6 protein-coding genes are annotated in these 12,720 nt (G+C 68.4%); 5 read left to right on the forward strand and 1 reads right to left on the reverse strand.

What is annotated here, in order from left to right:
• Window positions 1–226: 226 nt before the first annotated feature.
• The 5 genes from H7A19_06815 (at window position 227) to H7A19_06835 (ending at window position 10,951) form a co-directional block, all read left to right on the forward strand.
• Window positions 227–1,450, forward strand: a complete 1,224-nt coding sequence (locus H7A19_06815) for an exonuclease SbcCD subunit D C-terminal domain-containing protein (protein MCP5474539.1) — start codon at window positions 227–229, stop codon at window positions 1,448–1,450.
• A complete protein-coding gene (locus H7A19_06820; protein ID MCP5474540.1) occupies window positions 1,450–5,181 on the forward strand; it encodes an AAA family ATPase in 3,732 nt (1,243 codons plus the stop codon). The genes H7A19_06815 and H7A19_06820 overlap by 1 nt, the downstream gene beginning before the upstream one ends.
• A 76-nt stretch (window positions 5,182–5,257) precedes the next feature.
• Window positions 5,258–6,718, forward strand: coding sequence for a TolC family protein (locus H7A19_06825; protein MCP5474541.1), 1,461 nt, complete (start codon window positions 5,258–5,260; stop codon window positions 6,716–6,718).
• Window positions 6,715–7,821 carry a hypothetical protein gene (locus H7A19_06830; GenBank protein ID MCP5474542.1) on the forward strand — a complete coding sequence of 369 codons (1,107 nt, stop codon included), beginning with the start codon at window positions 6,715–6,717 and terminating at the stop codon, window positions 7,819–7,821. Before H7A19_06825 ends, H7A19_06830 begins: the two co-directional genes overlap by 4 nt.
• 34 nt (window positions 7,822–7,855) lie before the next feature.
• On the forward strand, window positions 7,856–10,951 hold the full coding sequence (locus H7A19_06835; protein MCP5474543.1) for an efflux RND transporter permease subunit: 3,096 nt from the start codon (window positions 7,856–7,858) through the stop codon (window positions 10,949–10,951).
• Between the two features lie 140 nt (window positions 10,952–11,091).
• On the opposite strand, the gene H7A19_06840 is transcribed toward H7A19_06835, so the two are convergent.
• Window positions 11,092–12,609, reverse strand: a complete 1,518-nt coding sequence (locus H7A19_06840; protein MCP5474544.1) for a glycosyltransferase family 39 protein — start codon at window positions 12,607–12,609, stop codon at window positions 11,092–11,094.
• Window positions 12,610–12,720: the final 111 nt, after the last annotated feature.

The raw sequence follows: 12,720 nt of genomic DNA on the forward strand, positions 1-12,720 counted from the left end.
GAGGTGAATCGGCGAAGGAGTAAAACGTCAAACGTAAAACGTCAATTTTGAACAGCGCGAGCTCTTGCTCCCACGTATCCATTGGATACCTTGTCGCGGGAAAGCAAGGCTTGTGCGACGAAGCTGCGCCCTTGCCAATTGACGTTTCACGTTTGACGTTTTACCTCTCCACCGCAACTTCAGCACGCAATCCACGACACTCTCTCCAAACACTGCAACTCGCCACGTGAAACTCCTCCACACCTCCGACTGGCATCTGGGACAGACCCTGCACGGGCACGGCCGTGAGGCTGAGCACCGGGCCTTTCTGGATTGGTTGCTGGATGAGCTGCAGCAGCGCCAGCCCGATGCGCTGCTGATTGCCGGGGATGTGTTCGACCAGGCCAATCCCAGTGCCGACGCTTTGCGCCTGTACTACGCTTTTCTCGGCCAGGCCTTGCGGCGCTGTCCGCGTCTGAGCATCGTCGTCATCGCCGGCAACCACGACTCCCCCGGACGGATCGAGGCGCCGCATCCGCTGTTGCAGGGTCTGGGTGTGCACGTGGTTGGCCATTTCCGCGGCGAGACCGACCAGGCCCCGCGCTGGTGCATCCCCATTGCCGGCAGCGATGGCCAGATCGGCGCCTGGGTGCTGGCCCTGCCCTTTCTGCGGCCCTCGGATCTGCCGCGGCGTGAGGCCCCCGCCTATCTGGAGGGCGTGGCCGAGGTCTACCGCGAGGCGCTGGAGACGGCGCTGCCGCTGCGCCAGCCGGGGCAGGCTCTGATCGCCATGGGTCATCTGCACGTGCGTGGCGGCCAGCTGTCGGAGCTGTCCGAACGCAAGCTGGTCATCGGCGGACAGGAAGCGCTGGATGCCAGCGTGTTCCCGCCCGAACTCGATTACGTGGCGCTCGGGCATCTGCACCTGGCGCAATCCTTCAACGGCGGCCGCATCCGCTACAGCGGCAGTCCCCTGCCCTTGTCCTTCAACGAAATCGGCTATCCGCACCAACTGGTCGAGTTGCGGATCGACAAGCACGGCAAGGTCAGCGCCGAAGCGGTGCGCGTGCCGCGGCCGGCACCGATCCTGCGGGTGCCGGAACGGCATCTGCCGCTGGAGCAGGCGCTCGCCGCACTGCGCTCCCTGGAAGTACCCGAAGATCCGCCGCCGGGGCTGGAGCCACTGATCGAAGTCCCGATCGAGTTGGCGCTGGCTGACACCGAGGTGCGCGCCCAGGTCGATCAGGCGCTGGAGGGCAAACAGGTGCGGCTGGCGCGCATTGACCCGCGGCGGCGCAAGGATCCGGCGGCTGGCGATGCAAATCAGCGACCGACACTGTCGCTGTCGGAGCTCAAGCCGGAGCTGCTGTTCCAGCGCCTGGTCGATGAGCAGACCGGGGCCGCCCCGGAACCCGAACTGCTGGCCGCCTTCGGCGAATTGCTGAACCAGATCGAACAGGAGGCGCACTGATGCGGATCCTGGCGATCCGTGGCCGCAACCTGGCGTCGCTGACGGGCGATTTCGAGGTCGATTTCCAGTGCGAGCCGCTGGCCAGCGCCGGTGTATTTGCGATCAGCGGCCCGACCGGTGCCGGCAAGAGCACGCTGCTCGATGCCATGTGCCTGGCGCTGTACCACGACACACCACGCCTGCGCTCGGCCAAGGAGGCGCAGATCGCCGTCCCCGACGTCCAGGATCAGACCCTGACCCCGCAGGATCCACGCCATCTGCTGCGGCGTGGCTGCGGCGAGGGCCATGCCGAGGTCGATTTCGAGGACCAGTCCGGCGTGGCCTGGCGCGCGCGCTGGAGCGTGGCCCGCGCCCGCGGCAAGGTCGGCGGCCGCCTGCAGCAGGCCCAGGTTTCGCTGCTGCGGATCGCCGACCAGCAGCCGGTGGCCGGCACGGTACGCGAGGTCCAGGAGCAGCTGGCCACGCTCACCGGCCTCAGCTTCGAGCAGTTCTGCCGCTCGGTACTGCTGGCACAGAACGATTTTGCGGCGCTGCTGAAGGCGCGCCAGGAAGAGCGCGCCGGGCTGCTGGAGGCGCTCACCGGCACCGAGATCTTCAGCCAGATCTCGAAACTGGCCCATCAGCGCAACCACAGCGAGCAGCAGCAGCTGCGGACGCTGGAACAGCAACTCGGGCAGCACACGCCGATGTCGGACGAGGCCCGCGCCGAGCTGACACAGCAGCGGGCGGCCACGCTGGAGCAGCGCGAGCTGCAGGCGAGGCGACTGCAGGCGCTGGAGAGCGAATCCGCCTGGCATGAACAGGGCGCTGCGCTGAGCGCGCAACGGCAGCAGCTTGAGACCCGTCTGTCCGAGCTGGACGCCGAACTGGCGGCCGACACTGCGGTGGGCCTGCAATTGCGCTACTGGGCGGCAGCGGCAGCATTGCGTCATCTGGCGCAGAGCCAGCAGCGTACGGTCGCCGAGTCGCAAGCCATCGATGCGCAACTGCCACAGCTGCGGCAGTCGCAAGAGCAGGCCCGCAAGGCGGCCGACGACGCCCGCCTCGCGGCAGAGAAAGCCACGGAAGGCGTGGCCCGGGCCGAGGAGACACGGGCGCAGGCTCAGCCGCAGATCCAGGCCGCGCGCGCCGCCGACCTGCAGATCGAACTGGCCCGCGCGGGCGAGCGTCAGGCCGTCAGCGCTCTTGGCCGGGCGCAGCACAGCGAGGCCGAACTGGAGGCCGCCATCGCGGCCCGACAGCACGAGCGCGAACAGCATCAGTCCGAGGTCAACCGGCATCGCCATTGGCTGGACCAGCATCCGCAGCTGCCGGCCGAGGACGCTGCCTGGGCTGCTCTGGGACAGCGCCTGCAGTTGCTGGAAGGCCATCGCCAGCGCGAGCGCGCTGCCCGCGGCCGCGAGCAGCAGTTACGGCAGTCGCTGGCGAACGAGGAGCAGCGTCTGGCGGCACTACGCAAAGCCGCCGACCAGGCCGCGGCCGCGCTGCAGCAGCGCAGTGTCGACCTGCAGACGGCGCAACAGCAGCTGACAGACCTGGATGCCTCCGGACTGGCGCTGCGCCAGCGCCAGTGGCTCGCTCAGGATCGGGTGGCGACGCGGGTACAGCAGATGCTGGCGGCCAACCGGGAACGCCTGGAGCGACTGCAGCAGCTGCAAGCACAGGCCGAACAACTGCAGCTGACGCGGCAGACGCTGCAGCAGCAAGCGCAGGCCGCCGCTCAGCAGCTGCAGCAGAGCGCCACCGAAGCCGAAGCCGCGCAGACCGCCTTCAAGCGGGTCAGCGTGGTCGCCGATGCCCACACCGAGCAACTGCGGGCGCTGTTGGTCGAAGGCGAGCCCTGCCCGGTCTGCGGCGCGCTGGCGCATCCGCGGGCGGGCCAGCACAGCGGCGAGATCCGGGGCTTGCTGGACACGCTGGCAGCGCAGGCGGCGGCGGCAGTGCAAGCGCACCAGCAGGCCATTGCCGACGATCAGCACGTGCGCTCCACCCTGGACGCCGCCGCCCGGCAGCTGCAGGACATCCAAGAGCCGCTGCGCCGCGCCGAGGCGATGCTGGCGCAGTCGCAGGCTGAGCTGGTGGCGGCCGCTGCAGAGCTGCTGCCGGGTGTCGCCGACGTCGCCGGAATCGCCGATCTGCTGCCGAGGCGGCAACAGGATCTGGCCGAAGAGCAGCGTCAGCTGGACCTGGCCCAGTCCCGGCTCGCCCAGATCCAGCAAGCCCTGAAAGCCGCACGAGAGGCCGAGCAACAGGCACAAGCCAGCCTGCAGCAGCAGCGTGCGGCGCTGGACCAGCTGCAAGCGGAAATCGCGCCTACACGGCATGCGCTGACCTTGCTCGAAGGCGAACTCGGCGCCATCGACGCCGATGTCCGCGCCGCGCTGGATTCGCTGCGGGAACTGTTGCCCGCCCGCAAGCTGGATTCCGACGACTGCCTGCAGGTGCTGACCGACTGGCAACAGGGAGAACAGCTGCGCGGCACCGCCCAGCTTGCCCAGCAGGCCCTGCGCGAGGTTGCACAGGCACTGGCGACGCTGCAGCAGCAGTTCGACGCCGCCGTGCAGGCCTCGGCGCTAGCTCGGGGCCAGCGTGAGAGTGCCACGGCAGCGCTGCGGCAAGCCATCGACGAGCGTCGGAAGGCACTGGGCCATGACGATACCGAAGCCTTTGCCAGCGCCCTGGATCAGGCTCTGGCGGCGGCTCGCACACAGCAGGATCAGGCGGCAGCGGAACAGTCGCGCTGCCAGCAGCAGCTCAGCGCGGCCAGCACCGAGCTCGAATCAGCGCAAAAACAGCTCGGCCAGCTGCAAGGGCGTGCCGAGCAGCACATGCAGCAGCTCGAACAGGAGTGGACGGCACAACTGCAGCACGACCAGCTGGATCCGCAGCCGCTGGAACAACTGTGGGCCTTGCTGGCCGAACTGCCGGTTGATCTGAGCGCGCGCCAACAGGCCTGGGCCACACGCCTGCGGGCTGCCAGCGAGCTCAGATCACAGCTGGATTCGGCGCGCAAGGCGCAGGCGCAGTGGCAGCTGCAGGCCGGGTCGACGCGCGATCGTTCCGAGGTGCAGGCCGAACTGGTGGCCACCCGTGAATTGCGCGATCAGTGCCTGCAGCAGCTCGGCGCCATCGAGCAGCAGCTGGGCGACGAGGAGCGCCGGCGCAGGGCCGCGGCGCAGCAACTGGCGGAGCTGGAGCAGAGGCGGATCGCCGCCCGGCGCTGGGTCGCACTGGACCAGCTGATCGGCGCCGCCGATGGCAGCAAGTTCAAGCGCTATGCCCAGCAGTACACCCTGGAAGTGCTGCTGGAATACGCCAATCAGCATCTGGCCCGGCTGTCGCCACGCTACCGGCTGCGCCGCGGCCTGGAGGCGCTGAGCCTGCTGGTGATCGACAGTGATCTGGGCGACGAAGTGCGCACCGTACATTCCCTGTCCGGCGGCGAGACCTTTCTGGTGTCGCTGGCGCTGGCACTGGGTCTGGCATCGCTGTCCTCGCAGCGGGTCCGGGTCGAGTCGCTGTTCATCGACGAAGGTTTCGGCAGCCTGGATGCGGCCACGCTGAACACCGCCATGGAGGCGCTGGACCGCCTGCAATCCGAAGGTCGCCGCGTCGGCGTGATCTCGCATGTGCATGACATGGCCGAGCGCATCGGCGTGCAGATCCGCGTGGAGCCGTTGGCGCCGGGCAGGAGTCGGGTGCGGGTGGCGCAGGCCAACGCGCTGGATTGATTCCAGCTGGCGGCTAACGCTGGGCTAAGACGCCGTCCTTAAGGTTGCACTTCACCGGCCGGACCCTGAAACCGATTTGGCGCCACGCTTCCAGCTTGAGAGCTTCAACACCGGCCCGATCGCCTCGGCGCGGGCCATTGGCCTGAGTCTGTGCCTGCTGTGGACCGCGGGCTGTGCACCGATTCCGGCGTCGCAGCCTTTCGATCGGGAAGGATCCCGGATCCAGATCCAACAACGCGATCTGGCAGCGGCATCGATCCGCGCCGCCTTCGAACGCGGCGGCCTGCCCTACCCTGGTACTCACGGTCGCTGGTCGCTGGATGCGCTGACCGTCGCCGCCTGGCAGCTGCGGCCGGAACTGGCGCGGATGCGGGCGCTGGCAGTGGCTGCGAATGCCGACGTAGAAGCCGCCGGGCGTCGCCCGAATCCCAGCTGGTCGTTGACCCCGGAGTGGATCAGCCATGCGGCAACCGGCACCAGCCCGTGGGTGACGGCGCTGCTGCTGAGCCAGCTGTTCGAGCCGCCAGCGCTGCGTCAGGCCCGGGTGGACAAGGCTCAGACCCAGGCCGACCTGGTATGGCAGCAGCAGTCCCAGGTCGCCTGGGAGATCCGCCAGCAATTGGCCACTGCGGCCTTCGAATGGCAACTGGAGCAGTTGGCTGTGGCCCAAACAAACCGAACACTTGCGCTGCAACAACAGCTGCAGGCGGCGATCGAATCGGCACAGCAGTTCGGGGCCCTGCCGCTGCGCGAGCGGCTCGCGGCACAGGAACAGGGCGCCCAGGCCCGGATTGCCCATGAAGAGGCGCTGCAGCGCGCCCGCGAAGCGCAGGCGCAACTGGCGGCGGCGATCGGGGTCGAGGTATCGCTGGTGGCAGGCCTGAGCCTGGATCTGCCCGACGTGGAAACACTGGCCGGCCAGCCAGCACTGGACGAATCGGCGCTGCGCCGCGCCGCCGCGACCGATCGCATCGATATCGCCAGTGCGCTCGCCGACTACGCCAGCGCCGACAGCCTCTGGCGTGAGCAGCTGAGTCGGCGACAACCCGGACTGACGCTGTCGCCGGGCTATTCCTACGACAGCGGCCAGCGTCGTTGGGTGCTCGGCGTCGGCGGCGAGTTGCCGATCAACGACGACTATGGCCCGGCCATCGCGGCCGCGTCGGCACGACGAGACGCGGCTGGCCATCAGGTCGAAGCCTTGCAGGCCCAGGCTCTGGCGGCGCTGAGCCTGGCCATGCAGCAGTTGCAGGAAGGCCGGCGTGCGCTGAAACAGGCCAATGCGCTGGTGCAGATCCAGCAGCAACAGGTCGACAGCCAGCAGGCGCGTGCACAGGCCGGCGCGATCAATCGTCGCGAGCTGTTGCTGGCGCAGCTGCAGGCGCTGCAAGCCGGACAGCGTCGCATCGATGTGCTGCGCGAACTGGTGCGGGCCATCGGCGCACTCGAAGCCGCGGTGCAGAAACCCTTGTGGCCGGCCAGCGCCCTGGCGCGCGCGCCGGAAGTTGCCACCGAAGAACCGGAGTCACGACCATGAATGCCTGGATGCGCGGTCTGGCGCTGCTGCCTTTGGCACTGTTGGCGCTGGGCGAGGTCGGCGGGTCGCGACACGAGGTCGCTCCTACGGGCGATGGGTCGCGACACGAGGTCGCTCCTGCAACAGCCGACCAGGCAGCGGCTCCCGTAGGAGCGCCCTTGCGGCGCGACCCACCCGACGCCCACGCAGGAGCGCCCTCGCGGCGCGACCAGATCCCGGCCAACGCGGACTTCCCGCCACAAGCCGATCAAGGCGACTCCGAAGGCCTGACCCTGAGCGCGGCCGAGCGCCAGCGACTGGGCATCGTCACGGCGCCCCTGGCTGCCGCGCCGTCGGCAGGGACGCATCCCGCGCTGGGCGTGGTGCTCGATCCCCAGCCGCTGTTCCAGTTGCTGGCCGACCTCGCCAGCGCCCGCGCCGCCGAGCGCGCGAGTTCCGCGGTCCTGGCCCGCACACGCCAGCTACATGCAGCCGAGGGCAACGCCTCGACGCAGGAGCTGGAACAGGCGCAATCGACTGCCACCCAGGACAGCGCCCGGGTGCGCCTGCTGACACGCCAGCTGCAGTCGCAATGGGGCGGTCCGCTGGCCGCCGACGGCAACGAGGCACTGGCCGATGCGCTGGCGGCGGGCGACCAGATTCTGCTGCGCATCGACAGCGAACTGGTATTCGGCGACCCGCACCTGCCGGACGCGGCCGCCTGGCCATTGGACGGCAGCCATCCGCCGCTGCCGCTGGGCACACTGTGGCCGGCACCGATTCAGGATCCGATGAGTCCCGGGCGCAGCTTTCTGGCACTGGCCGAGCGCGCACCCGGATTGCGGCCGGGTGCGCACGGCAGGGTTCAGCTCAGTCTTCCAGGTGACGCGGCCGCGGCGCTGCTGCTGCCGCGCTCGGCGCTGGTGATGGCCCAAGGCCAGGGTTACGCCTACATCGACACCGGCGACGGTCACTACCAGCGCCGCCCGGTCGATCTGTCACGCGCGCTGGATTCGGGATACCTCATCGATGCCGGCTACGCCGCCGGTGAGCCGGTCGTCGTCCACGGTGCCGGCCTGCTGCTGGCGGCGGAACTGGGCAGCAGCGAGGACGACGAGGATTGAACGCGCCTGAACACCCATCTGCGGCAACGCTGACATGTCCGGACTGATCGCCCTGTGCATCCGTCACCGGCTGGTGCTGGCGTTGCTGGCCGTGCTGACCTTGCTGGCCGGCATCAACGCGGTGCGCAGCGCTCCGCTGGACGTGTTTCCAGAATTTGTGCCGCCGCAGGTCACGGTTCAGACCGAGTCTCCCGGGCTGTCGCCTGATCAGGTCGAAGTGCAGGTGACGACGCCGCTGGAATCGCTGCTCAGCGGCGCCATCGGTCTGGAATCCATGCGTTCGGAATCGATCGCCGGCTTGTCGGTGATCAGCCTGGGATTTGCCGACGGTATCGACCCGCTGCTGGCGCGCCAGGGCATCGCCGAGCGCCTCGCCGGTGCCAGCGCCCTGCTGCCAGCGGCGGTGGCGCTGCCGCAGATGTCACCGCTGACCTCGAGCACCATGGATCTGCTGAAGATCGGACTGCTCTCCGATCAGCTCGATGCCTACGCCCTGCGCGAACTGGCCGACTACAGCCTGAAACCGCGGCTGCTGGCCGTGCCTGGCGTGGCCCGGGTGACCGTGTTCGGTGGCGATGTGCGCCAGCTGCAGATCCAGCTCGATCCCGATCGCATGCGCGCGCAGGCGATCGGCGTACCCGAGGTCCTCGCCGCCGCCCGCGCGGCGCTGGGTCAACGCGGCGGCGGCGCCATTGAACTCGCCAGTCAGCGCCTGCAGCTGGCCATCCGCGGTACCGCGATCGATCCGGCTTCGCTCGGCGCTACCGTCATTACTGTGCGCAACGGGCGGCCGCTGCTGCTGCGCGATGTCGCCACCGTGGCCGACGGCGCCGCGCTCAAGGCCGGCGACGCGCTGATCCAGGGCCAGCCAGGGGTGTTGCTGGCGGTCTCGGGCCAGTTCGGCGCCAACACCCTGGACACCACGCTTGCGCTGGAGAGCGCGATCGCCGAGCTGCAGCCACAGCTGGACGCCGCCGGCGTGCGCGTGGTGTCGCCGCTGCATCGGCCGGCCAATTTCATCGAGCTGGCGCTGGCCAATCTGGGTCAGGCCCTGCTGCTCGGCTCGCTGCTGATCCTGATTCTGCTGATGCTGTTCCTGCACAACTGGCGCACGGTGCTGATCTCCTTCGTCACCATTCCGCTGTCGCTGCTGGCGGCGGTGATCGTGCTGTCGTCCTTCGGCGTGACGCTCAACACCATGACCCTCGGCGGCTTCGCCGTGGCCCTGGGCGTGCTGGTCGATGACGCCATCATCGGCATCGAGAACATCGTCCGTCGGCTCAAACTCAATGCCGCACTGGCCGCGCCTGAACCCTTTCTGGACGTGATCCGCTCGGCCTCGGTGGAAATCCGCGGACCGGTCTTCTACGCCACCATCGTGGTGCTGCTGGTGTTTGCACCGGTGTTTGCGATGGGCGGCGTCCAGGGCCGTTTGCTGGCGCCGCTGGCGCTGGCCTTCGCGCTGGCCGTGCTGGCTTCGCTGCTGGTGGCGCTGACAGTGACGCCGGCACTGTGTGCACTGCTGCTGCGCGGCCATGCCGAGGCCGATCCGCCGCGCTGGCTGGAATGGCTGTCGCGGCGCCAGCAAGACAGCATGGACATCGCCCACCGGCATCTGCCGCTCACCATCGCTGCCCTGCTGCTGGCGATGGCGGTGGCGATGTTCAGCCTGCCGCATCTGGGCGGCGAGTTCTTCCCGACTTTCCGCGAAGGCCACTTCGTGCTGCAGGTGTCGAGTCGCCTGCCCGGCACCTCGATCGGCGACATGCTCGCCGCCGGTCGCTCGATCAGCGCCGAGGTGCTGCAGCTGCCCTATGTCCAGTCGATCGAGCAGCAGGTCGGGCGCGCGCAGCAGGGCGAGGACACCTGGGGCACCCACCGCTCCGAGTTTCACGTCGAACTCAAGGCAGACAGCGGCGTCGACCAGATGGCGGCGCAGGCGGCGCTGCGGGACATCCTCGCGGGCTATCCCGCCCTGCAGTCGGAAGTGCTGACCTTCCTTGGCGACCGCATCAGCGAAACCCTGACCGGAGAGACCGCACAGGTGGTGGTCAATGTGGTCGGGCCGGACCTGGACCAGCTCGATCAGCTAGCCGGTCAGATCATGGGCCTGGCCGCTAAGGTCCCGGGCGTGGTCGATCTGCGCAGCAGCAGCCAGTCGGGCACGCCCTCGCTGAATCTGGCGCTGATTCCGCAGCGACTGGCGCAATATGGCTTGCGGGTGGCTGACGTTCAGGACAGCATCGCCAGCGCTTATGCCGGCACCGTCGTCGGCCAGATCCATGTGCTCGATCGGCCGCAGGACGTGGTGGTGACGCTGCCGCCGAGCTGGCGCGAGCGACCCGAATCCATCGGCCAGCTGATGCTGACGGCCGTGGACGGCAGCCTGGTGCCGCTGGCCCGCGTGGCCGAAATCACCCCCGCCGATTCCCGCTACAGCATCGACCACGACGGTGCCCGCCGACGCGTGGTGGTGGCCTTCAATGTCTCCGGCCGACCGACCGCACAGGCCGTGGACGAGTTGCGCCAGATCCTCAGCGAACAGCTCCAGCTGCCACCACGCACCTTCATCGAATTCGGTGGCGTGGCCGAAGCCGAACAGCAGGGCCGGCGCGAGCTGTGGGTCTACGGCGCGCTGGCGCTGGCAGCGATCCTGATGGTGGTCGGCATGTCCTTCCGTCGCCGCGTGCATGTGCCGCTGCTGCTGGTCAATCTGCCCTTCGCCCTGCTCGGCGCCATCGCCGCCATCGCCCTCAGCGGCGTCGGTCTGTCGATCGGCGCGCTGATCGGCATGGTCACCGTCTTCGGCATCAGCGCCCGCAACGCCATCCTGCTGCTGGCGCACTATGAGCATCTGGTCTTCGAGGAAGGTGCCATCTGGTCGCCGGCCACCGCCTGGCGCGGCGCCCGCGAGCGGCTGCGACCGGTGCTGATGACGGCGCTGGTGACGGCCATGGGGCTGGTCCCGTTGGCGCTCGGCATCGGCCGCGCCGGTCATGAAATCGAAGCGCCGATGGCAATCGCCGTGCTCGGCGGCCTGGTCAGCTCCACCTTGCTGACGCTGATGGTGCTGCCGGCGCTGGCGCTGCGTTATTCGTTCAGGGGCGCGGCGAAATCGCAAGTCGCCTGACCACCCGAACAGCATCGGCGTACGAGGCTGTTGTAGTGCCGAGCTTGCTCGGCAGGGATTGCGGCTTTTCCAGGTTGCCGGAAGCAGCCACTGCACAAGCCGAGCAGAAGCCAAGCAGAAGCAGCGGAGCAAGCTCCGCTCTACCAGGGCGTCGGGCTTGCCGGCTGCACCTGCGACTGCGCCCAATCCACGCGCCACAATCCGCTGTCGGGCTGCAAGGACTGGAACACGATGCCCGGACACTCGGGCCTGGCTTCGGGCAACATGCGCTTGCCCATGGCCAGGCCGCGGGTGATCACCAGAGACTTTGGGTAGGCGCGCACCTGATCGCAGAGCACGTTCTCGGTCTGGGCGCGGGCCAGCGGACTGTTCGAATGGGTGCGCCCGACCTGTTGCACCGGCACTTGCAGGTAGAAGCGCAAACCGTAGCGGGCGGTGACATCGGAGAACAGCAGGCGTTCCGTTTCCGGCGCCAGTTGCTGGATCTGCGCGGCAAAGCGACGAGCGTCCTTGGAGCCGGTCAGCGTGCTGCCCGCGCCCTTCAATCCCAGAATGACCAAGCCACACAGGGCCAGGCCGATCAGCCAGCGTCGCGGCATCGGGGTCGGGATCCGCAACGACAGATCGCGCCCGATCAGCAGCGCCATCGGCACCGCCAGCGGCAACAGGTACAGATACAGCCGCGATCGGGCCAGGAAGAACACCACCAGCGGCAGCAGGATCCACAGCAAGAGGACGACACGCTGTCGGTCGCGCTGCCAGCACTGCTGCCACCAGCCGAGCCGACGTCCGCGCCAGATGCCGCTGATCCAGCCGATGCGCATGCAGATCCACGGCAGCAGCATCAGCGCCAGGATCGGCAGATAGATCTTGAAGGCGCCATACCACTCGGCATTGCGCTTGTGCACATCGCTGAGCAAACGATCGCGCAATTCGTAGCCAAGGAAATACTCGACCAGTTCCGGACGCTGCAGCATCAATGCCACAAACCACCAGCCGCCGAGCACCAGGAAGATCAGCACGCCGCGCCAGTCGAACACTGCCAGCGCCTGCCGCCAGCCGCCTTCGAGCGTGCTGATGACCACGATCGGCAGCAGCGGCAGCAGTGCCGGCGGTCCCTTGGTGAAAAAGGCCAGACCGAAAGCGCTCCACATCAGCAGGCGCCAGCGCCACGCCGACGCATCGGCATCGCGACTGCGCAGCCAGGCCACCATGGCCGCGGTCTCGAACAGCGCCAGCAAGGTGTCGGTGTTGATCACGTTCGCGCCCAGCGCCGTGACCACGCCACTGCCCCAGACCAGGGCCGGCAGCCACGGTCGATCGGGCACAAATCGACGACCCAGCAGCAGCACCAGCAAGCCGGTCAGCCAGAATGCCAGCGCATTGGGCAGGCGCGCCGCCCATTCGTTCTGCCCGAACAGCGCCATGCTGCTCGCCAGCGCCCAATAGGTCATCGGCGGCTTGGTCAGGTGATCCTGGTAGACGTTGAATTGCGGCATCAGCCAGTTGCCGCTGTCCAGCATCTGCAGCGCCACCGCCGTGTAGCGGCCCTCATCCGGATCAAACAGCGGCCGCGAGCCCTGGAAGGCCAGCGCCATCACCAGCAGGAAGGCGGCGACCAGCCAGTTGGCGCGCGAGGATGATGTGGCGTGGTCCACGGCGGCGAGGCGAGTTGTTGGCGGATCGGCATGATGCCGCAAAGTGCCGGCAAGGGTGCGAACAGGGCGACGTGGCTCGGCGTACCCGAAGATCAACAGCGGCCGCGCAGG

This window comes from Rhodanobacteraceae bacterium (assembly GCA_024234055.1).
GTDB lineage: Bacteria > Pseudomonadota > Gammaproteobacteria > Xanthomonadales > SZUA-5 > JADKFD01.

Coding starts and splice junctions, on each gene's coding strand:
- H7A19_06835 (MCP5474543.1), top strand. CDS start 7,856: ATGTCCGGACTGATCGCCCTGTGCATCCGTCACCGGCTGGTGCTGGCG.
- H7A19_06820 (MCP5474540.1), top strand. CDS start 1,450: ATGCGGATCCTGGCGATCCGTGGCCGCAACCTGGCGTCGCTGACGGGC.
- H7A19_06830 (MCP5474542.1), top strand. CDS start 6,715: ATGAATGCCTGGATGCGCGGTCTGGCGCTGCTGCCTTTGGCACTGTTG.